General features: G+C 52.3%; 18 protein-coding genes and 1 pseudogene. 15 read left to right on the forward strand and 4 right to left on the reverse strand.

The window, feature by feature from the left end:
- The first annotated feature begins 86 nt into the window (after positions 1-86).
- The 5 genes and pseudogenes from BUA93_RS16300 (at position 87) to BUA93_RS15965 (ending at position 3,373) form a co-directional block, all read left to right on the forward strand.
- Positions 87-260 (forward strand): hypothetical protein, encoded by a 174-nt coding sequence (locus BUA93_RS16300; protein ID WP_175547421.1) that lies wholly within the window; start codon positions 87-89, stop codon positions 258-260.
- 160 nt (positions 261-420) lie between these two features.
- Positions 421-765: pseudogene (locus BUA93_RS16775) on the forward strand (AAA family ATPase); the annotation flags it as partial.
- Between the two features lie 114 nt (positions 766-879).
- Positions 880-1,797, forward strand: a complete 918-nt coding sequence (locus tag BUA93_RS10030) for a hypothetical protein (RefSeq protein WP_072979036.1) — start codon at positions 880-882, stop codon at positions 1,795-1,797.
- Positions 1,798-2,078: 281 nt separating this feature from the next.
- Positions 2,079-3,062, forward strand: coding sequence for an AAA family ATPase (locus tag BUA93_RS10040; protein ID WP_072800351.1), 984 nt, complete (start codon positions 2,079-2,081; stop codon positions 3,060-3,062).
- Between the two features lie 128 nt (positions 3,063-3,190).
- Positions 3,191-3,373 (forward strand): hypothetical protein, encoded by a 183-nt coding sequence (locus BUA93_RS15965; RefSeq protein ID WP_139257969.1) that lies wholly within the window; start codon positions 3,191-3,193, stop codon positions 3,371-3,373.
- A gap of 38 nt (positions 3,374-3,411) precedes the next feature.
- Here the strand turns inward: BUA93_RS15965 and BUA93_RS10045 are convergent, their stop codons facing one another.
- Both BUA93_RS10045 and BUA93_RS10050 read right to left on the reverse strand, forming a co-directional pair.
- Positions 3,412-4,050: a CatB-related O-acetyltransferase gene (locus BUA93_RS10045; RefSeq protein ID WP_072979038.1), complete on the reverse strand. Its 639-nt coding sequence runs from the start codon at positions 4,048-4,050 to the stop codon at positions 3,412-3,414.
- A 28-nt stretch (positions 4,051-4,078) separates the two neighbouring features.
- Complete coding sequence (locus BUA93_RS10050) at positions 4,079-4,900, reverse strand: hypothetical protein (protein WP_072979039.1); 822 nt, start codon at positions 4,898-4,900, stop codon at positions 4,079-4,081.
- Positions 4,901-5,537: 637 nt separating this feature from the next.
- On the opposite strand from BUA93_RS10050, the gene BUA93_RS10055 reads away from it, so the two are divergent.
- The 6 genes from BUA93_RS10055 to BUA93_RS10080 all read left to right on the forward strand — a co-directional run bounded on the left by BUA93_RS10055 (position 5,538) and on the right by BUA93_RS10080 (position 15,057).
- Positions 5,538-8,297 carry a TIGR02171 family lipoprotein gene (locus tag BUA93_RS10055; RefSeq protein ID WP_072979040.1) on the forward strand — a complete coding sequence of 920 codons (2,760 nt, stop codon included), beginning with the start codon at positions 5,538-5,540 and terminating at the stop codon, positions 8,295-8,297.
- Between the two features lie 173 nt (positions 8,298-8,470).
- Positions 8,471-9,754: an adenylosuccinate synthase gene (locus BUA93_RS10060; RefSeq protein WP_072979041.1), complete on the forward strand. Its 1,284-nt coding sequence runs from the start codon at positions 8,471-8,473 to the stop codon at positions 9,752-9,754.
- Positions 9,755-9,775: 21 nt separating this feature from the next.
- Positions 9,776-10,489 carry a Crp/Fnr family transcriptional regulator gene (locus BUA93_RS10065; RefSeq protein WP_072979042.1) on the forward strand — a complete coding sequence of 238 codons (714 nt, stop codon included), beginning with the start codon at positions 9,776-9,778 and terminating at the stop codon, positions 10,487-10,489.
- A 39-nt stretch (positions 10,490-10,528) separates the two neighbouring features.
- Positions 10,529-11,302, forward strand: a complete 774-nt coding sequence (locus BUA93_RS10070; RefSeq protein WP_072979043.1) for a PASTA domain-containing protein — start codon at positions 10,529-10,531, stop codon at positions 11,300-11,302.
- A gap of 5 nt (positions 11,303-11,307) precedes the next feature.
- Entirely contained in the window at positions 11,308-13,254 is a 1,947-nt protein-coding gene (locus BUA93_RS10075) for a tetratricopeptide repeat protein (RefSeq protein WP_139257971.1), read from the forward strand.
- Between the two features lie 93 nt (positions 13,255-13,347).
- Positions 13,348-15,057, forward strand: a complete 1,710-nt coding sequence (locus BUA93_RS10080) for a DUF4832 domain-containing protein (protein WP_072979044.1) — start codon at positions 13,348-13,350, stop codon at positions 15,055-15,057.
- Between the two features lie 18 nt (positions 15,058-15,075).
- Here BUA93_RS10080 and rpe read toward each other — a convergent pair whose 3' ends face one another.
- Positions 15,076-15,747 carry a ribulose-phosphate 3-epimerase gene (gene rpe, locus BUA93_RS10085; protein WP_072979521.1) on the reverse strand — a complete coding sequence of 224 codons (672 nt, stop codon included), beginning with the start codon at positions 15,745-15,747 and terminating at the stop codon, positions 15,076-15,078.
- A 123-nt stretch (positions 15,748-15,870) separates the two neighbouring features.
- Between rpe and BUA93_RS10090 the strand changes: the two genes are divergently transcribed.
- From BUA93_RS10090 to BUA93_RS10105, 4 genes are all read left to right on the forward strand, one after another.
- Positions 15,871-16,329, forward strand: coding sequence for a glycogen-binding domain-containing protein (locus BUA93_RS10090; RefSeq protein WP_072979045.1), 459 nt, complete (start codon positions 15,871-15,873; stop codon positions 16,327-16,329).
- A gap of 138 nt (positions 16,330-16,467) precedes the next feature.
- Positions 16,468-17,763 carry a diaminopimelate decarboxylase gene (lysA, locus tag BUA93_RS10095; RefSeq protein ID WP_371359325.1) on the forward strand — a complete coding sequence of 432 codons (1,296 nt, stop codon included), beginning with the start codon at positions 16,468-16,470 and terminating at the stop codon, positions 17,761-17,763.
- Between the two features lie 303 nt (positions 17,764-18,066).
- On the forward strand, positions 18,067-19,236 hold the full coding sequence (locus tag BUA93_RS10100; RefSeq protein ID WP_072979047.1) for a ribose-phosphate diphosphokinase: 1,170 nt from the start codon (positions 18,067-18,069) through the stop codon (positions 19,234-19,236).
- A gap of 199 nt (positions 19,237-19,435) precedes the next feature.
- Positions 19,436-20,020, forward strand: a complete 585-nt coding sequence (locus BUA93_RS10105; RefSeq protein WP_139257973.1) for a hypothetical protein — start codon at positions 19,436-19,438, stop codon at positions 20,018-20,020.
- Between the two features lie 116 nt (positions 20,021-20,136).
- On the opposite strand, the gene BUA93_RS10110 is transcribed toward BUA93_RS10105, so the two are convergent.
- Positions 20,137-21,819 carry a putative transporter gene (locus tag BUA93_RS10110; RefSeq protein WP_072979049.1) on the reverse strand — a complete coding sequence of 561 codons (1,683 nt, stop codon included), beginning with the start codon at positions 21,817-21,819 and terminating at the stop codon, positions 20,137-20,139.
- Between the last annotated feature and the right edge of the window lie 41 nt (positions 21,820-21,860).

Genomic DNA, 21,860 nt, shown 5'->3' on the forward strand with positions numbered 1-21,860 from the left:
AATTTATGTGTGTTTTAGTGTTTTGCGGGTTACAAAGGACTTGCCTTTGATGTTTTATTTGTATATATTATGGAGAGGAGTGTTTTATGCCTGAACCGATGACTTTAGATACGTATAAGTTGACGAGCATCGAAGAACCTTCGGACGAACTCCTTGCGCAGTTGATGAAGGAGGCTTTTGACGATGCCCGTAAGGCTGATGCAGAGGCAACAGCCCGTTATTTTGATGAAATCAAACGTGCTATAGCAACCATTCGATAATTATGTCACCGACAGAACATCGACCTGTACTAATTGTTATTGCTGGACCGAATGGTTCGGTGATTGGAATTCTCCGGATGCAGTCCTTAAAGCTGTAAAGTATTGTGAAGCGCTTCGTGAGGACTGTCTTAAACAGCAAAAGAGTCTTGTTTTTGAAAGTGTCCTTTCGTCGGATGGAAAAGTTGAATTTATCAAACGCGCTAAAGATTTGGGTTACTTTATTCGTGTTTTCTTTGTTGCAACGAACCATCCTTCTATTAACGCGGCAAGAATTGCCAAACGTGTGATGCAGGGCGGGCACGACGTTCCTATCACAAAAATTATTTCTCGATATCAGAAATCAATCTTCAACTGTAAGTGCATTTCGGAACTTGTCGATAGACTTTATATCTATGATAACTCCGTTGATGGAGTTGATGCTAGGTTGCTATTCCGTAAAGCGGAGGGCAAGCTCATAAAGCAGTATTCAGACGATATTCCCGAATGGGCAAAATTAGTGCTTTGATAGAGTGAACCATTTTCCCGGCGACGGGAAAATGGTTCGTTTTATTTGATGAAGCTTGCGAATTGTTGGATGGAATGAATCCGGGTTTTGCCTGGATATTCTATTTTGTAGATAATGGCTCGCGGAATTTTATGGATTGCTTTGGCGGTGTGCACCCTGCTCTTGGTGGGGTGCAGTGTTGCCATTATTCATCCGCCATCTGCTGCTACGTTTATGGAGAAAAGTGACGGAGATTATGTGATGGGGGCCTCTGCTTCGGCGTTTTTTGGAGATCTTGTCGATGATGAAGCTGGCGTTGATTATGTTGCCGACGGTATCAAGGAAGTAGAAAGGTCAGATGATTGGAATGACGAATGGTACTATAAAAGCAAGGAATGGCCCATAGGTGGCATGTTCTCTCTTCAGAGAAATAAAGGGTATTTCAAGTACGGATTGGGGTTTGATTTTTTGACGCCTTACGTGCAGGCAGGTTTTGTTTCGGATTATTTTGGTGTGATGGGTTGGAGCAATTTATGGCTGTGGCAATTGGAAAAAGTGGAACACAAATATTTTCAATGGGGCGGCGGTATATCACTTATTGAGCAATTGCCTATAGGGGATAATTCCCGGATAGGCATGACTCAGCATTTGTCTAGAAATGGTCGTGAAGCCAATACGGCTCAGCATGGGGCTATGGTTATTGGAATGGGCAGGTCGGCACCTGTCTTTTATGACGAGATTGGTTGTGGTGGTTATGCTTCCTTTATGCCGAATGAATCACTAAGGATAGGTGTAGAATTCCGCTATGGAAGGGACTTGACATATAAACGCAGGGAATATAGCAACTATCCTGAAAAGTACGAAAAATTCTCAAAAATGGACAGGTTTTCTGTAACGATAAGTATTATAAGTACGTTTGAGTCTATGGCTTTTTCAATAAAGAAACAAGAAAAAACGCAAACCGAAATGAAGGCTGCGGAAGAACGCCAAAAGGAAAGGGATTTGGAGTCCTTGGAAGAATACGAGAAAAGACAGAATGGTGCAGAAGAGTGATTGATTGCGGGGGTGTTAGGGGGTGTCCCCCTAGGTGAGGGGGTGGAGGAAGACGCGTAGCGGCTGCAACCAGGGGGAGGCTTCCCCCCTTCCTAACCACCAATCACTAATCACAAACCACTTTCTAGTCTCATTTGCCTTTTTCCGTGGAATTTTGTATCTTAAAATCCGAAAAAAGCTCTCGTCTCTCGTCTCTCGTCTCTCGTCTTGCTGACGAACGATGATATTCGAAAAACGGAGGTCGTTGAAATTTTGTAAAATATACATAGAGGTAAAATCGCATGGATATTCAGGAACTTTCGGAAAAGGTGCGCCAGCAGAGCGCTTTTTGCATGAATTTGCTGCGTGAAGTGGAAGGTACGGTGATTGGCCAGAAGGCGTTGGTCGAAAGCATTCTGACGGGTATTTTGGCGGACGGTCACGTGCTGCTGGAAGGCCTGCCGGGTCTTGCCAAGACGACTGCGGTGAAGGCTTTTGCCGATGCCGTGTCGCTGGATTTTAAGCGTATCCAGTTCACTCCTGACCTGTTGCCGGCTGACTTGCTGGGTACCACGATTTACAACGCCCGCGAGGCGAAGTTTGAAACGCGCAAGGGCCCGCTCTTTACGAACCTGGTGCTTGCCGATGAAATTAACCGTGCTCCGTCGAAGGTGCAGAGCGCCTTGCTCGAAGCCATGCAGGAACGCCACATCACGATTGGTGACGAGACGTTCAAGCTTGACGAACCGTTCCTGGTGCTTGCCACGCAGAACCCCATCGAGCAGGAAGGTACGTATCCGCTGCCCGAAGCTCAGGTGGACCGTTTCCTCTTGAAGGTGAAGGTCAGCTACCCGAACAAGGCTGACGAAATGAAGATCTTGGATGCCGTTGCCGGTGCTGGCCTCCGTCAGCCGCAGGCTGTCGCCACGAAGGAAGACATTTTGGCCGCCCGCCAGCTGGTGAAGCAGGTGTACGTGGACGAACGCGTTCGCGAATACATTGTGAACCTGGTGCTTGCGACCCGCGATCCGGGCAGCATTAAGCGTAGCGACCTGGTGGGCTTTGTGGAAGTGGGCGCCTCGCCGCGTGCATCCATCGGCCTTGCCCAGGCTTCGAAGGCCCATGCGTTTATCCAGGGCCGCGCCTACGTGACGCCCGAAGACGTGAAGGCCGTCGCCATGGAAGTGCTCCGCCACCGTATTATCCTGAGCTACGAGGCCGAAGCGGAAGAAGTCTCCGCCGAAACTGTCGTGCAGAAGATTCTCGACAGCGTCGAAGTGCCGTAACAATTAGATTGCTATGGAGTTAATTTGTTCTAAACATGCTGTAAAAAGGAGACTTGCAGAGAGTCTCCTTTTGCTTATTTTGTGTGCTTGCAGCCATTCGTCTTCGGACCCGTGCGAGAGTTCGATGTATGACGAATGTATGCGACGGACGGATGATACGCTTCTCGCCGATGTCGTCTGTTCCGAATACGCTGTGTCCGAGTGCAGTGATTAAGGGCTGTGGGCTGGGAGCGTCGCAAGTCGCGGGCTGGGAGCGTCGCGGTTCGCTTCTCGAGTGTCATTGCGAGGCCGAAGGCCGCGGCAATCTCTAACCGACATTGTCATCCCGCACTCGTTGCGGGATCTCCACTTACATAAGCCGGGCCTTGAGCTCGGCTTTCACTTTTTCCAAATCGCTGCAAGTGAGAATAGGGATGAGATTGTTGATTTCGTCGATGGGCTTGTCCCACCACTTGAACTTGAGCAGCAGTGCGGTGAGTTCGTCGTCGAATCGCTTGCGGATGAGTTTGGCAGGGTTCCCTGCCACGATGGTATAGGGCGTGACGTCGCTTGCAACGACAGAATTTGCTCCGATGGTGGCACCGTCGCCGATGTGAACGCCTGGGAGAATCGTCGCGTTCTGCCCGATCCATACGTCGTTCCCGATGACGGTATCGCCCTTGAGCGGAAGGTCGCTCTGGGCCGGGGCGGGCTGCTCCCATGTGCCGAAGATATAGAACGGGTAAGTGGTGGCTGCGTTCATCTGGTGGTTCGCCCCATTCATCACGAATTCCACGCCGGCGGCAATCTGGCAAAACTTGCCGATGATGAGCTTGTCGCCGATAAAGTCGTAATGGTGGGTGACGTGCCTCTCAAAGTCCTTGTCGGCAAAGTAGGTGAAATCGCCCACAATGATGTTTTGGTTTTTGACATCGGGCTTGACGAAGGTCAATGCCTCCACGTTGGCGATAGGCTGGATGACGCTTGGGTCGGGAGTCTTTGCAGGCATGGAAGGAATATAGATTAATTTGCGAATTTTATGTTAGCAGCGCCTTGATGTATGCCTGCACCTGCTTGACGGAGAGAGGGGTTGCTGCGCTTTCGAAGGTGGCAATGAGGGTTTTGCCGATGGTGTACCCGCTTGCGGCGTAGTGGGCGAGCTTTTGGACGGCGTTCTCGGCGTAGTCCGGCTCGCCCATCAGGCCGAAGTGTTCCCAGATGACTTCTTCGCGGGTGCTGGGGCGCAGACAGGTGAAGTCCGGGTAGAGCGTGCCCCAGCCCTTGACGCCTGTGGGAAATTCATAGCGGTAAGGGATGCCTGCACGGTCGAGGGCGTCCGCGATGATGACTTCGGATTTCGAACGGACGCGGACGCCGTTTGCGGTGTAAAACTCGGGGGCATTGATTTCGAAGGCCTTGCCCGTGTAGGGCAAGTGCCGCCACGCTTCGATGAACTCGCTATCGGGTTCACGCACCGGTGCGATGAGTGCGCGGCGGCCCGGATGCTGCTTGGTGAAGGCCTGGTCAAGTGCGTTTGGCCGATATGCCTTGAGGAAAGCGTCGATGGCCGCGAGCTGCTTCTTGATGATGGCCTCCACCGCCCTGTTGTAGTCACGCTGCGCAAGGGCCTTTGCCTTGCGGATTTCCTTGCGCGGGAGGTAGGTCCCTTTCGTGTCTCCTTTTTGCGTAACGATGTAATACTGGTAGGATTGTCTGCATTTGTCAACGCGTAGATTTCCGCTGATGTTTTTTGTCTTTCCAATCTGCGTGAGTAAGGAGAGATTTTCTTCTTGCCGCGAAATCAGCATTTCAATAAGAGGGTCGTTTATGGCGTTGTTGTCTTCGAAATGTGTTTGCATAAAATATCCTTTTGCGAAGATGGGTAATATAAAATGTTTTATTTAAAAAAGAGTCAAATGGCGAAAAAAAGTGAATTTTGCTAGCAACTGTTTGCAAAACAGGCTGTTTTCTCGATAGATAATCCCGTTTGTAGATGGATAGAGCGATTAAATGGTTGTTTTTGGGGGACGTGTACCTATAAAGCGCATAGTTGGGTGAAATTTATAGGTATGATTGCGATTGGTTGAAGTGGGGTGTACCTATAAAATGGAGCTGTTGTGCCAGTTATAGGTACCAAAACGCTCCGAATTGGGGTGCCCGCGATCAAATAAATGATAATTTGTTGTAAATTTTGGCGAAATGTACCTATAAAATGAATGAGAAAAGTCTGTTTATAGGTATGGGGCTTGAAACGATCTTCTAAATGTACCTATAAATGTGGGTGAGCGGTGGCTTTTATAGGTACGGGGTATTCAAAGTACTCTTTGGCGACCTATAAATCGGTGCGAATTGGGGAATTTATAGGTGCCTTATTTTGCCGGTGGCGTGAAAAACAAATAGGCTGGGCGTATTTTAAATGGTTTGGGCGTAATCGCTCCGTTTTTTGATTATTTTTGAATTGTGGATAATGTACGCTTCAGATTACTTTCGCTTTGTATGCTGCTGACCGCTTTATTTTGCGGGGCGTGCTCAAATTCTGTTTCGGAAATCGGCGCAGAGCGAGATGATTCAAGCTCCGCGGAAGTTACCCCTGCAGAGGATGCCCCCGTACAGGTGAAGGTCGTTGCGGATTCCGTTCATGAGGGGATGTTGCGTGTGCAGCCAATGGGTGCATCCGTTTTCCTCGGTAGCGATGACGAGCGGGCAAAAGCCTCTGAAAAACCGCAGATGAAGGTGACGCTGGATTACGTTTTTTCGCTGGGGGTTCACGAATTTACTTGCGCCGATTATGAGTTGGCGTCTCAAATGGATGATGGCTTGCTCGCGGATCTAGAATGTGTTGCGGGAAACGTGCCCAAGGTCAACGTGTCGTATTACGATGCGGTTCTTATTGCAAATGCTTATGGAAAGGCGAAGGGGGTAGACACCGCCTATACTTACTTGAATCGGCTGTTCGATCAGAATGGGAATTGCGCCTATTTGGAGGGGCTGACATTCCACCCTGAAGTTGAGGGGTTCCGCTTGCCGACTGAAGCCGAATGGGTCTTGGCGGCGTCCGTCGCCTGGAATCCAGAGCAAAGCTGGAATGTCGCGAATTCCGGTATAGTTCGGCGTGAAGTTTGTGATTTTGTGGATTCCGTCGGTTTTTGCGACATGGCGGGGAATGTGCTGGAATTGACGAATGACTGGCTCGGAAATTTACGGGATACCGCTGTGATGAATTATGTGGGGGCTCCTGTTGGGAATTCGTTGCTAGAAAAAGTAGTCAAGGGCGGATCTATAATTCAGATGGCCGGTGATATGACTTTATATAGCCGAGGAGATGTCTATACGGTGTCGGCGTCGACGACAACGGGGTATATGGGCTTTCGTTTGGCGTTTGGTGCGATTCCCCATGCGTCGTGGATGGCATCGAACGGCCGCGCCGTTGGCGACTTGGCCGTGGTCAAGGCGTCTTCTGCAGATGTCCGCCAGAAAGTTGGAACGACTCGAGTCAAGCTTGCTTTCAGGAATGACCAGACGGGTAATCTCGCTTTCGTAGATTACAAGGACGGCCACGTGAATGTGGTTGAAATTTTTGATACCTTGCCTGTGTTCCATCCGGAAATTTCTCCGGACGGGGTGAAGGTCGCCTTCTGTACGGGAATCGAAGGCGTGTCGGGAAAGTCTGCTCTTTATGTGCGCAACCTGGATGCGGATGGAAGCGGCCTCGTAAAGCTTGACGTTGAAAGTGCCGCTATTCCGCGCTGGTATGTGAATGCATCGGGGGATACATCGATTGTCTATGTGGACGACGCGGGCGACAATAGCGACGATGCGACGTTCTTTACGAAAACGACTTGGAGTGTTCCTTTTTCGCAGGGGCAATTCGGTAAACCGAAAAAGATTTTCTCTGGGGCGTATCATGGTGGCGTGTCCCGTGGTCGCGACGGCATACATCGCGCCGTGTCTGGTTCCAAGCGGCTTCGCGTGAATGTGGATGGAAAGGATGATATTTGGCTTGACGGGGTGCAGGCCTGTAATGCTTCTCTTTCGGGTGATGGCTCCGACAGGACCCTGTTCCTTGATTTTGGCAGCGCGGTAGGTAGGAATTTCGCGGGTAAGAAATATGGGACGCATGAGCGTCTGCTTGTCGCTGACAGCAGCGGAAAACTAGTGCGTGCGATTCCTGCGCCCGACGGCTATACCTTTGATCATTCCGAGTGGACTGACCGCGAAAATTTGGCGGTGGTCACCATCGTCAATTCCGTAGGTGCGCATCGGAAGATTGCGTTGGTGGACGTAGGAGATTCCAGCATTGTTGATCTTGTCGAAGGTGAAGAGTTGTGGCATCCGTGTCTTTGGACGATGTCGAAGAGTGTGGCGGGTAATCTGGAGCTGGACAGCACAGGCGCCTATCGCGATGCCGTATACCAAGAGGGCGAAAAGACGATGTCTGTGAAGATGCGTATGTTCTGGGATAACAAGGATTCTTTTGAATTGATTGCATTAGGAAGTTCTAGGACCGAAAGGGGATTTGCTCCTCTGCAGTTCTCGATACCCTCGTTTAATTTTGGCTCTGTGGGTGGGGACTTGTGGGCTGAACTTTATATGGTGAACAATTACATCTTGCCGCATGCAAAGAATCTCAAGTACCTCGTTATCGAGATATCTCCAGATCTGATGAGTAATAGCCGCAGTGCTAGGATGTTTACTTTATTTGACCAGGCTCCAGGTTATATTTATGACCGCAACCATCAATTTTGGAAAGATGGCGTTCCAGCAGAGTTTGTTCGTATCGTTGACGAGAATAACCGTTATACCGTTGAAGATTCTCTAGAATATGTTAGTACATTGGGCCTGTTGAAGCTTGAGTCGCGTGGTTGGGGGAGCGATGTGGAGGTGAGGCGCGATACGATTCTGTCACAGATGGATGAAAAAATATACAAGAGAGTTGTAGATAGCCTGACGACCTTTATTGATACGACGCAAAATAAAGGCTTTAAAATTATTGGGTTAGTTTATCCGCAATCGCCTCGGTATGCGTCTACGGGAAGCTTTGGCCGTCATGGGACCCAGAGGAGCCTCGCGAAGCAGACTCTTGATCATTTCGATTCCCTGTCTAGGGTGTATCCTCATTTTATTCTGGTGGACGAAAATAAGTTTGGAGCGCACGACTATTCGGACTCGATGGCCTACGATTTTGACCATTTGAGTGCTCAGGGGGCGGAGCGCCTGTCGGCTCGGCTGGATTCCTTGCTGAAAAATGCCCCTTGATTTGTGCAAATCGGCACTTTTGGAAGGTGTGCGATTTGTCACTCTTTGCTATCTTTATGGCGAAAAAGGGCGCAGGGAAGTCCCCTGCGTTTGAATTTCGTCGTTTAACAAGCAATCGACCTGCGGGCTGCCTTTTCGGGTTTCGTTCGCCGGGTCAAAAAAATGAAGGATATATGGCAAATCGTGTTGTAATCGGTTCCCAGTGGGGTGACGAAGGCAAGGCCAAGGTTGTTGATTTTCTGACGCTGGACGCAGACTACATCGTGCGTTTCCAGGGCGGCGCAAATGCCGGCCATACCGTGGAAGTGGGCGACAAGAAGTTCGTGTTCCACCTGATTCCCTCGGGCATTATGCACGACGACAAGATTTGCGTGATCGGTAACGGCGTGGTGCTGGACCCGGTGCAGACCCTGGCAGAAATCGCCGACTTGCATACCAAGGGCATTAATCCCGAAGGTCGCCTGTTCATTGCTGACAACGCCCACGTGGTGCTCCCGTACCATTCTACCCTCGACAAGGCCAAGGAAAAGAAGGCCGGCAAGGGTGCGATCGGTACCACGGGCCGCGGCATTGGCCCCTGCTACAGCGACAAGGTGAACCGTATCGGCGTCCGCGTGGGCGACCTGATGGACGAACGCGAACTGCGCCCCCGCGTCGAAGCGATGGCCAAGGTTCACAACGAAGAATTCAAGGTGATGTACGACGTGCCCGAAATCGACCCGGAACAGGTCATCAAGGACTACCTCGAACTCGGCCAGAAAATCAAGCCGTTTGTGCGCGACGTGAGCGCCATGCTCTATGCCGCCGTGAAGGCCGGCAAGCGTCTGGTGTTCGAAGGCGCCCAGGGTACCATCCTCGACGTGGACCAGGGAACTTACCCGTTCGTGACCTCCAGCAACACGGTCGCTGGCTACGCAAGCTGCGGCGCCGGCATTGGCCCGACTGCCATTGACCAGGTTGTGGGCGTGGTAAAGGCTTACACGACCCGCGTGGGTAACGGTCCGTTCCCGACTGAACTCTTGGACGAAACGGGTGACACGCTCCGCAAGATCGGTAACGAATACGGTGCCACTACGGGCCGCAACCGCCGCTGCGGTTGGTTCGACGCTCCGGTGGTCCGCAAGGCTGCCGTGGTGAACGGCCTCACGCACCTCGCCATCACTAAGCTCGATGTGCTTGATACCTTCGATACCATCAAGATTTGCACTCACTACGAATGCGACGGTGAAAAGATCGAGAACTTCCCGAACCAGCTTTCGAAGGTCGGCCGCTGCGTGCCGGTCTACGAAGAAATGCCGGGCTGGAAGTGTGATACCACCAAGTGCCGCAAGCTCGAAGAATTGCCGGAAAACGCTCGCAAGTACCTGAACCGCATGGCGGAGCTCGTGGGCGTGAAGATTGGCATGATCTCGATCGGTGCCAAGCGCGACCAGAGCATTATCGTAGATTTGGACTAGGATCAAAAGAAGGAGAAGGATATGGACAACAACGATATTTGTGGACTCTTGAAAGGGGTTGACCTTTTCTCTGAATTGACGGAAGAACAACTTGGCTTGCTTGCCAATTTGGTTGTTGTCCAGGACTTCAACCGCGACGAGACTGTGGTGCTCGAAGGCGACTGCTCGATGAAGGCGCTGTACCTGATTGCATCGGGGACGGTGCAGGTCTATATGACCGGCGTCGATGGGCGCGAGACGATCCTCAGTTTCTTGGAACGCGGCGACTTCTTTGGTGAAATGTCGCTCATCGACGGCGAACCGAGGTCCGCCTCGGTGCGCACCGTCACCGATGCGCAGCTGATGATTATTCACAGCGAACCGTTCCTGACGCTGATTCGCCAGACGCCTGAAATTGCGATGTCTCTGTTGTCTGAAATGTGCAAGAGACTGCGTAAGGCGAACAAACAGATCGGTTCCCTGTCGACGATGTCCGTAAGTGGCCGCGTGGCAGGCACGCTCCTGAACCTCATGGAAGAACGTGGCATGCGCATTCACACCGATAACGGCCAGATGGTGACGGTGATCCACAATCGCCCGACCCAGCAACAGTTGGCTGACATGTCGGGTACCACTCGTGAAACGGTGAGCCGCATCTGCTCGATGCTCGTGAAGGCGAATGCGATTGCTATGACCGGCAAGGATATCGTGATTTTCGACGAAAACGCCCTGCAGGAAAAGGCTACTAAAGGGTAGGTAAATTCGGCGTTCGGATTTCGGAATTCAGAATTAGTTATGGATAAAGTAAAGTCGATTTTAAACAAAGTATTGACGTGGTTCAAGACGGCTCCAGTTGTGAAGGCCGTTGGCATTTGGATTGTTCTTTTGATTGTGCTTGCCTTTGCCGTCGACAAGTTAGTGATGCCGATTTTTTCGGGTCATTTCGCCTCGACGGGAGAGGTGCCGAATTTGGAAGGCATGACGCAGGAAGCCGCCGAAAAGGCTTTGGACGAAGCGGGCTTCAAGTACGAATGGCTCGAAGAAGGCCGCTACAGTGCCCAGATTCCGGAAGGTCTTGTGTTGGTGCAGATGCCTGCTGCCGGTCGCATCGCCAAACTCGGACGCACGGTTAAACTGACCAAGAGCATGGGACTTCGCGAAGTGGAAATCCCGGATCTTCGTGGCAAGAGCCAGAAGCAGGCCTCGATTTCCTTGAGTCGCGCGGGCCTCGTGCAGGGCGCGATTGTGAAAGGCGCGCACAAGAGCATTCCCCGCGGGGTCGTAATCCGTACGATTCCTTTTGCTGGCCAGAAGGTCCGCGTGGGTGATACGGTGAAGGTTGTGATCTCGGCCGGAGCGACCCAGGGTAAAACGCTGCTTCCCGATTTTAGCGGAGAACTCATCGATAACGTTTATACGAAGGTTGAAAACCTCGGTTTCAAGGTGGGCAAGATCAAGCGCAAGAAAGATGAAGAAGGTCGCCAGCCGGGAACGGTTATCGAGACGATGCCGAAGCATGGTGACTATCTGCCTCCCGATTCCAAAATTGACTTTGTGATCGCGGACTAGGATTGATGATGAAATCCCGTTTCCTTTCGCTTGCGGTTGTGGTAGCGCTTTCGGTGATGGCGCTGTCGTTTGGCGGTTGCGCCTCGTCTGCGAAAAAAAGCGAAACCCTGACGGCCGATGATTCCGTTGCGATCGCGAAAGCGGTGAATGCGAAACTTGATTCCATCAAGAAGGTTTCCGCCGAAGAACCTGCGTTGCCGCAGAATATCGATGCGGCTCATGAATCGTTTATCCGCGCCCAGGAAATGGAATTGCGTGGGGAACGCGCCCTCGCGAACGTGTTCTGGCAACATGCCGCGGAATCTGATCCGAATAGCCGATACCTGGCTTTTAAGCTTGCCGAAATCATGGCGGCGCAGGGAGCGGATTCTGTTGCGCTGTTGCAGGCCCAGCGTGCAAATCGACTGAAAGGTCGCCCGACGGCATCGCAGCTCGGCTTGCTCGCTCATTTGTACGTGAAGGATGGCCGTGCCGATTCCGCCCGCAAGTATTTCAATGCGGCGCTCGATACCTCCCGTTATCAGGACATGACGCTCCTGTATGACTACAGCCTCTTTTTGGAAGCGGTGCAGGACGGCAAGGAACTTGTGCGCATTTATGACTTGCTCCTGCCGCAGGTAAATTATATGCCGACGCTGTTCCAGCGCCAACTGAAATTGCTGCTCGACCAACATAAGGATTCTGCCGTCGTGGAACTTTTTGCGAAGGGCCACGAGGCGACTGGCGACAAGAAGATGCTTTTGCAGATGGTGCAGGGGCTTGTGTTCCAGAAACGCCTGAAGGAAGTCCGAGCGGTTGTCGATACGCTTACGGAATCCACGCCGGAAGATGAATCGATGGTGGTGCTCCTGATGAGCTCCCTCGCCGAAACGAACCGAGATTCCGCTTACGCGATGCTCAGGAAGAAATATCTGGATGATGGCGTGCGCACTCCGATACTTGCCAATTTCTTGGGACATTACGAACATCTGTTTGGCAACTTGGACAGCGCAAAGGTCCACTTGAAATATGCTGCCGAGAACATTGTGGATCAGCGAGTCTATGTGACGGGCGCCTACCATACGCTTTCTGCGATTGCCTTTAAGGAAAACAAGCCGAAGGATGCTGTGCGTTATGCCGAGAAGGCGGATTCCGTAGCGCTCGGTGGCGACAAGGCGCAGCTGGCCTTGACCTACGGTACCGCGGGAATGTACGGCAAGGCTTACAAAATGCTGGATTCTCTGATTGCGGTGTGGGATAAGTGGACTCCGATGGAGGGCATTGCCGATTCTGCCTCGATGAAACGCATGGCTTATGACGTGGAACGCAACCGTCGCCAGTTCCGTAGCGTGTACGCGCGGATTTTGTGCGTGGAAGCGCAGGAAATTTGGCAGAAGGATATTGGTGATTCAGCAAGGGTCAAGAAGTCGCTTGCCTTGCGTGAACGTGCGGACGTGTTTTATCGGGAATTGGCAGCGAAGGATTCTGCAGATCTCGGAATTCGCGTGTTGATGGCGATGAACCTGGAGCGCATGGAACGCTACGACGAAGCCTTTGCGATGTTCGAGTACATTCTGGGTTTTGCGGAGCCGCAGGTTGATGTTGCCGAAGTCCTGAATTATTATGGCTACACCCTGATTGACTTGAACCGGACTCCCGAGGAATTGGACAAGGGAATTACTTTGGTTGAAAAGGCACTTTTGCAGTCGGCTAAGTACAAGGATTCGGAACCATCGGAGGCCTATGTGGATTCCTGGGCGTGGGGCCTTTACCGCAAGGGTAAGTTTGCCGAGGCGCTTGAAACCATGAAGCAAATCAAGAGTCCGCGTTTCGATGAAGATTTTGTCTATTGGGAACACATGGCGGCCATCCAGGATGCGCTCGGCATGACGGCCGAAGCCAAGGCGTCCTACAAAAAACTGAAAAAATTGCAGCCGCATCACCCGGCGGTGAAGAAATACTTCAAGAAGTAAAATAGAACGCTATAAAAACGGCGGCCCACTTTAAAATAATATATATTACGGATATGGCTTAAGGCTGTGTCCGTTTTTTATTAGGGGGTGTCGATGAAGAAAATTTCTGTGATTACGCGGAATGTCGTGCAGATTGCCGTGCTCGGCATTTTCTTGTTTGCGACGGCTCCGCTCTTTGCGGCGGGTCTCGTGAAACAGTCTATCGATACGACCGACGCGATGGCGACGCTTGACAATTTCGACCGCGGGTTTTATACGCCGCAGGTTCTGCATTTAAAACCTTCGGGCGGGATGCCGATTGAAAAACTATCAGGCAAGCTGTTGCACTTGCGTGCGGAGATTTCGGAATTCAGCAGCAATGCAATGCTTGGCGTTGATACGACAGGCGGAAAGCGCGATACGGTGCGCGGCGTGAGCCAGGACTTGACCGAAGATGCCCTGAACGTTTTGCAACAGACCTTCGACAACATTCGCGACTATGGCGGACACGTAATCGTGCGCATCTGTTACGACCCGTGGTACAATGGCCGCAGCAACGTGACTCCGGCCCACGAGTGGGTACTCAAGCATGTGAAGCAGTTGGCGCCCGTGCTTTCGAAAAACACCGATGTGATTGTGGCGCTCGAGATGGGCATGCACGGTGCCTACGGCGAGATGCACAGCGATACAAGTATTACCTACGACCGCGTAGCCGAAGCGGTGAACTTGATGCTTCGCAATACTCCGCCGGAACTGAAAATCCTCACGCGCACAGGGAACTATTCGGCAAAGGTTTTGGGCTTTGACAACTGGGGAGTCGACTTCCACATCGACGGCGAGACGTTTGCGGAGATTGCGAAGGCGAAGGGTGACACCATGTACCGCGTGGGAATGTTCAACGACGGCTATCTCGGAACGCAGTACGATTACGGCACCTGGGGCGCGGACTGCAAGACTTCTATCTGCCGCGAAGAAGGCGTAGCCTGGCTCGAAAAGTACAGCATCAACACTCCTTATGGTGGCGAGGCGCTTACGACGGCGGATGGCTACCAGGTCATCAATACGCCGGAATTCTTGGCGTACGAGGGTTTCCGTACGCATACGAGCTACCTGAATATCCAGTGGAACAACAACCTGATTAATAGCTGGAAAAAGACGCTGTTCAAGCAGAAAGATTTTGATTATGACCCGGCGCGTGTCGATTCGCTTTCGGGTTTCAAGTACATCAACGACCACCTGGGTTACCGCTTCGTGCTGCGCGAATCGTGGCTGAGCGATACGGTGGGCGCCGACGGAATTTTACGTGCGAAACTCCGCATCCAGAACGTGGGCTTTGGAAATTTGACGTGGAACGCTCCGGTAAGGCTCGCCGTTTTAGAGGATTTGGAAGGGAGCAATTTGGCCATGTGCCCGATGCCGACTTATTATGAGCTGCCGGACGTTGATTCCCGCAACATCCATAGCCGCACCATCTCTATTGCGGGCGGTGATACCGTGATGACGTTTGACGGAAACAATGAAATTGAAATTTCAACCAAATTAAATAAACGGGGCAAAGGACGTTACCAAGTGTACTTGAAAATCGGTGAAATCGAATTTGCCAACCGCGTACCTACTGGCATAGGGTCTTGCGGCGAAGAACAGCCTGCCGTGTATTTGGGCAAGGTCTATTTTGATGAAAGCGTGAAAACTTCCATTCGTCCGCACGCCTTCCCGGCTGCGGTACAAAAGAAAAACGCCCCCTTCGTTCAGAGGGAGCGCAATAGCGTGGTTATCCGTGACAGCGAAAAGCGTTATAAAGCAAATGGAGCTACGCTTAGGTAGATTTTTTTTCGATGGCGCTTAACGGCGTTCGTCTATTTGGTAGGCTCCTACCTTGACTGCGAATTCGTGGCAAACGGCTTCGGGATCGCTCTTGCCGAAGATGGCGGAACCGACCACAAAGATATTTGCGCCGGCTTCTTTGCAGGCGAGGATATTGTCGAGCTTGACGCCGCCGTCGATCTGGATGTTGAGTTCCGGCTTCATGGCGCGCAGTTCGCGAATCTTGTCGAGGCAATAGGGGATGAGACTCTGGCCGCCGAATCCCGGGTTCACCGACATCACCAAAACCATGTCCACGATGTCGAGCACGTACTTAATGCTTTCGAGCGGAGTTGCCGGGTTGATGGCCACGGCGGGCTTGACGCCGAGTTCTGCAATCTGGTGCAGCAGACGGTCGAGGTGGTTCGTAGTTTCGGCGTGCACGCTGATGATGCTTGCGCCGGCTTTTGCAAATTCGCCCACGTAGTTCTCGGGGTTTTCAATCATCAGGTGGCAATCGAGCGGGAGCTTGGTTCCCTTGCCCACGCAGGCAGAGATTCCCGGGCCGAAGCTGATGTTTGGGACAAAGTGTCCGTCCATGATGTCGAGGTGAACGAGGCCTGCACCACCGTTTTCGATGGCCTTGAGGCCGTTACCGAGTTCGAGGAAGTTTGCGTTTAAAACGCTAGGGGCGATAATTTGCTTGAGCATGGCCCAAATATAGAAAACCTTCATCACCCAAAATTGCAGGTTGGTCGGGAAAGTAAACTTTTATTAGACAAAATATTTTTTTTTTGCTATCTTTGCGCGCAAAAACAATGCAAGGAGATAAATATGTCCAAAGGAACAAAGACTGTTGTAGCTAAGTCCGCTACCAAGAAGGCTGCCCCGAAGGCCGCTCCTAAGGCTGCCGCAACGCCCGCCGAAAAGAAGGCCCCGGCCAAGAAGGCTGTTGCTGCTAAGCCGGCCGCTGAAAAGAAAGTTGCTGTAGCCAAGCCGGCTGCTAAGAAGGCCGCTCCTAAGGCTGTCGCTAAGCCCGCCGCTCCGAAGGCTGCCGCTAAGGCTCCCAAGAAGGTGACGGTTGTGTTCGAAGCCAACTGCCCGCTTGCAACGACCGTGTCCGTTGCCGGTTCCTTCAACAACTGGGCTGTTGACAAGGACATGCTCAAGAAGGACAAGAAGACCGGTCTTTGGACTGGCAAGATCACTCTCGATGCTGGCGATTACGAATACAAGTTCGTTTGCGACGGTCAGTACTGGGATGAAGGCGACAATAAGGTCAAGCACGTCTAATCGCTTTTATCGCAATTGAAATGATGCCGGGCTGATCGCTCGGCATTTTTCATTTTGTGTAAAGTCAGCACAAATCCCACGCCATCCATTTCTCTTTCCCCAAAGCGAAGCGACCTCAAAGCGCGTCAGTGCGACCTCATACCTCATAGCCATTTTCTAAATTTTCTCCGTATGACAAATTATTCCATCCCTCAAGAAGTTTTTGTGAAGGCTGCCGAACAGTACGGCACGCCGCTCTGGATTTATGACCGCGCCACGATTGAAAAGTGCGTGAAGGATGTCCAGGTTTTCGACACCGTTCGCTTTGCCCAGAAGGCATGCCCGAACCTTTCTGTGGTTTCGCTCATCCGCAAGCTCGGCTGTGTGGTCGACGCTGTTTCGGCCGGCGAAATCGTCCGCGCCCTTAAGGCCGGATTTAAGGGTGGTCAGCAGAAGGGCAAGGCTCCCGAAATTGTCTACACCGCAGATATCTTCGACAAGGATGCTCTTGAACTCGTCAAGGAACACAACATCGCCGTGAATGTGGGTTCGCCGGACATGATCCAGCAGCTGGCCGATTTCGGCGTGAAGTCCGAACTCACTATCCGCGTGAACCCGGGTTTTGGCCACGGTCATTCTCGTAAGACCAACACCGGTGGCGACCTCAGCAAGCACGGCATCTGGCACGAACAGATCAAGGACTGCATCAAGCTCGCGCAGGCGAACGGCATGTGGATTACGGGACTGCACATGCATATCGGTTCCGGCACGGACTTTGAACACCTCGCTCAGGTGTGCGACGCCATGGTCGACGCGAGCCGTCGCCTGGGCTCTCATTTGCGCACCATCAGTGCAGGGGGCGGCCTCCCGATTCCCTACCACGAAGAAGACAAGGGCAACCGCATCGACGTGAACGCCTACTACAAGCTGTGGGACGATGCCCGCAAACGTATTCAGCAGAGCATCGGCCACGAGGTACACCTTGAAGTGGAACCCGGTCGCTACCTGGTGGCCGAAAGCGGTTACCTGATGGCTGAAATCCGCGCCGTCAAGAAGCAGGGCGACAACTTGTTCTACCTGGTAGACGCCGGCTTTACCGATCTCGTTCGTCCGAGTTTTTACGGTAGCTATCATGCCATTTCGATTATCGCCCGTGACGGCCGCGAACTCAACGAAACGGTCGATGCCGTTGTCGCTGGCCCGCTCTGCGAATCCGGTGACGTGTTCACGCAGGAAGAAGGCGGCTTCGTGGTGACCCGCAAGCTCCCGAAGGCAAAGGTCGGCGACCTTTTGATTCTCCATGATGCAGGCGCCTACGGTGCTGCCATGAGCAGCAACTACAACAGCCGCCGCTACGCCGCCGAAACCATGTACACGAACGGCGAACTCAAGGTCATCCGCGAACGCCAGACGTTCGAGCAGCTTCTGCAGAACGACAGGATTATTGATTTATAAACGGCGCATTACGGCGTTTCCCCAAAGGGGATAACTCTCACTAAGAGGCTACGCCTCAAGTGTCGTATAGCTCGCTCCCTCACGTATGTTTTAGTACGCTACGGGAGCTCGCGCCTTGTCCTGCTTGTTTCTAAATCAATATCAAAATGTGAGCATCATTTTATTTTTAAGGCTTTCGTCAAATAATGGCGAAAGTCTTTTTTTTGAAAAGTCGCCTATTGTAAGACAGCCTTGAATTCGGGTATTGAATTATTCTATATTTGCCCATACCAAATGGTTCAACCCTCAAATCAAGGCTACAAAATGTCAGATCGTTTTATCGTGACCGGTAACTTCACCGACGATCCGTTCGCCATCGACATGGCGCAGTACATCGGACTCCGTGAAGATATTTCCGACATGGTCTCCCTGAAGACCTTCGCTAACTCCGAATTCTGCCCCCGCTACATGCTGGACGTGGACGATATGGAACATATCGGCCGCCGCCTGGAAGGCAAGATCGTGCTGATTTGCTCGGTTTCGAACCATGAACGCAGCCGTAACGACTACGCCATGCGTAACTGCATTTTGGCCCGTGCCGCCAAGGACAACGGTGCTGAACAGGTCGTCCTGGTTGAACCGGACCTTTTCTACAGCGCCCAGGATCGCGGTCCGCACCGCATCGGTGAACTCGAGAAGGATCGCCCGGACATCGACTTGAAGAAGTTTGACGGTCAGGCCTTCACGAGCCTTCTTTATGCCGAACTTTTGAAGAAGTCCGGAGTCGATGCCGTGGTCACGGTGCACAACCACAGCATCAAGGTGCAGAACCTGTTTGCCGAAATCTTCGGCAAGGACAATTTCCATAACCTGATTCCGACGGACGTCTACGCCCACTACATCAAGAACAGCAACTTTGTTCAGACTGGCAAGGACGGCAACAACCTCGTAATCGTTTCTCCGGACAAGGGCGCACGCCCGTTCATGAACGCCGTTTACGAAGCGCTCGACCTGCCCGAATGCAAGCGTGTGGTGATGGACAAGGTGCGTACCGGCGAACGCGAAATCAGCATGACCTTCAACCCAGAACTTTCCGACATCAGCATCGAGGAAATCGAGGGCAAGGACGTGATCGTGTTCGACGACATGGTGCGTACGGGTACCACCATCGTGCAGTGCTGCGAACACATCAAGAAGGGTAACCCCAACCGCGTGTGCTTCGGCGTGACGCACTTCCACACGAGCCCCGAAGCCCGTGAAAAGCTCAACAGCCACGCTATCGACGAAATCCTCACGACATCGACTCTCCCGGATATCATGAACCGTGACTGCCAGGGCCGCCTCCGCAAGAAGCTCACCGTGATGAAGCTCGGCAAGTGGATCGCACGCCACGTGATGCAGATGTACGGCTTGGATGACGGTCGCTTTGAGAAGGACTTCTACAAGATCGACATGAGTTCCAAGAACCCGCGTTGGCCCCCTCAGTTTTTCTAATAAGATTTAAGTGACGATTTAAAATCCCCTGGTGAATGCCGGGGGATTAATTTGTATACGAATGTTTGCAAAAATATCGCTTGCAAAAAAATGTTGTTTTGTGATACAACAAAAGTCAATTTTTTGTTAGAAAAAAGTCCCTTTTTTTAAAAAAAAAGATTTATATTAGGAACAACCTAATTAATTACAAGGAGACAAAATGTTTACTAAAAAAGTGATTCTTCCTGTTGCTGCTCTTGCTATGACCGCTCTCGTGGGTTGCGGTGACGATAGTTCTTCTAGCCCGTCTTCTAAGGAAGCTCCGGCTACCCTTAAACAATTTTATAACACAAAGGATGTCGCTTGCTCCGCAACGGACAATATGTGTGCCAAGATTTATATTGAAGAAGACTTGAAGGACACCGTCCAGTGCAATGGTACTTCTTGGGAAATGATGCTTTTCGGTAAGCCGGTTGCTGGTTGCGAAAATGCTGCTCCGGCTGCTGAAACCCCGGCTGATCCTGCCGCAGAAACTCCGGCAGACCCTGCCGCAGAAACTCCGGCTGATCCTGCTACTGGTACGGTCGGCTGCATGAAGGCTGGTATTTGTTCTGAAGGTCCTGCAGCTATGGCTTCTGAATGCACTGCCGAAGAAGGCGAAGAGCTTCTTGCTGCTTGCCCGGCTGGTGGCGAGGCCTGTGATATTGGCGAAGAAGGCATCACGATGTATTTCTACGCAGACGCACCAATGTCTTGTGCTGACTATAAGGCGATGATCGCGGCTTTCTCCAATATGGGTCAGTAATTCCCTAGCGAAAGCTAAAGGTAATTCAGCGAAGGGCTCCCCGAAAAGGGGAGCCTTTGCTGTTTCTAGGTGGAGTACTTTTAAAGGTTTAAAGACCGTTCGGCTATTCGTTTCGCCTACATCGCCTGTAGCAGGAGTATGGCGAGCACTTGTCCGCTCAGGATTCGTAGCAGCATGGTGAGCGGGTAGACCGAGGCGTAGCCGATGTTCACTGCTTCGCTGTCAGCCTGGCTGTTCGCGAAGGCGAGGGCGGGCGGGTCGGTGGTGGCGCCCGCGAGTACGCCGCAGAGCGAAAGGAAGTTGACTTTGAAGACCAGGTGGCCGACGGTAGCCATGATGGCGAGCGGGACGAAGGTGATGATTGCGGCGAGTCCCATGTAGTAGAGTCCGTCGCCGTTCAGGAGCACGTCGAAGAACTTGATGCCTGCGTTCAGGCCGACGCAGCTGAGGAAGAGCGTGAGGCCGAATTCGCGGAGCATGAGGTTTGCGCTGTTCGCCATGAAGAAGTTCAGCGGGCCAATCTTGCGTTTGCGGCTGAGGAGGATGGCCACGATCAGCGGGCCTCCGGCGAGACCGAGCTTCAGCGGTGTCGGCATTCCGGGGAGGGCGAGCGGGATGCTTCCGACGATGACTCCGAGGAAGATTCCCAGGAACGCGGGCAGTATTTCGGGGTGGTCGAGCGCGGTGAGCGAGTTGCCTAGTTCCTTCTCGACGGCTTCGATGCCTTCGGCGGTACCGACGACTCTTAATTTGTCTGCGAACTTGATGCGTAGATCGAGGCGCCCCGTGAACTTGAATCCGCTGCGGACCACGCGGCTGATGTTGACTCCGTAGCGTTCCGCGAGTGCGAGCGATTCAATGGTGCGGCCGAGAATTTTCTTGTTGGTGACGAGGATCGTCTTGACGACTATCGGCTTGTCGGCGTTGCTCGTTACATGCGTGATGGGCTTTTCGAGGCGGTGTCCGATAATCTTTTCCATGGCGGCGACCGCTTCGGGCATGCCCACGATATGCAGCTTGTCGCCTTCCACGATGACGGTATTTCCGTTCGGGGTAGTGATGTTCCCGTTGCGCAGGAGGCGCGTGACCACGACTCCGCTCGAAATCAGGTCGGGGATATCCTTGAGCGTCACTCCGAACAGGTTGGGATTGTCAACCGTAAGGCTGCAGGATTCGATTTCCTTGGCGTTCGCCGCGATTTCCTTGGCGTAGTTTTCGGCAGCCTTGGCCGGATTCTGCCTAAAGATGACGCGCATCAGGATCATTACTAGAATGATGCCGATGACGCCGAACGGATATGCAACAGCGTACCCGATACCCGTAAGGGATGTGTCCACCCCGGCCGCGGCAAAGGCTGAGTTAGCGGCTCCAAGGGAGGGCGTATTCGTGACGGCGCCACAGAGCATTCCGATGAGCACGGGTACGTTGTTATGCATATCAGTAAAGAAATACAGGCAGAGCGTCGTGATGACGCCGAGGAGAACGATACCTGTCGAAAGGACGTTCAGCACCAGGCCGTGGCGGCGTATGGAATCCATAAAGCCGGGGCCTACCTGCATGCCGATGGTGTAAACGAAGAGGATGAGGCCGAATTCCTGGATAAAGTGGAGAACGTTGCCTTCAACGCGGAGGCCGAGGTGTCCGAGCAGGATGCCTACGAAGAGAGCTCCTGCGCCCCCGAGGCTGATTCCCTTGACCTTGATCTTGCCGACCATGAGGCCGATGGATGCCGTGAGGGCGATGGCGATAACTTGCTGGGCGACGGAGGGCTTTGTGAATAAGTCGATGAGCCAGGTCATTATTTCCTCTTTCCGAATGTTTTGAAATAATATTACTTTAT

The sequence above is a fragment of the Fibrobacter sp. UWH4 genome (assembly GCF_900142475.1).
In the GTDB taxonomy this organism is placed as follows: domain Bacteria; phylum Fibrobacterota; class Fibrobacteria; order Fibrobacterales; family Fibrobacteraceae; genus Fibrobacter.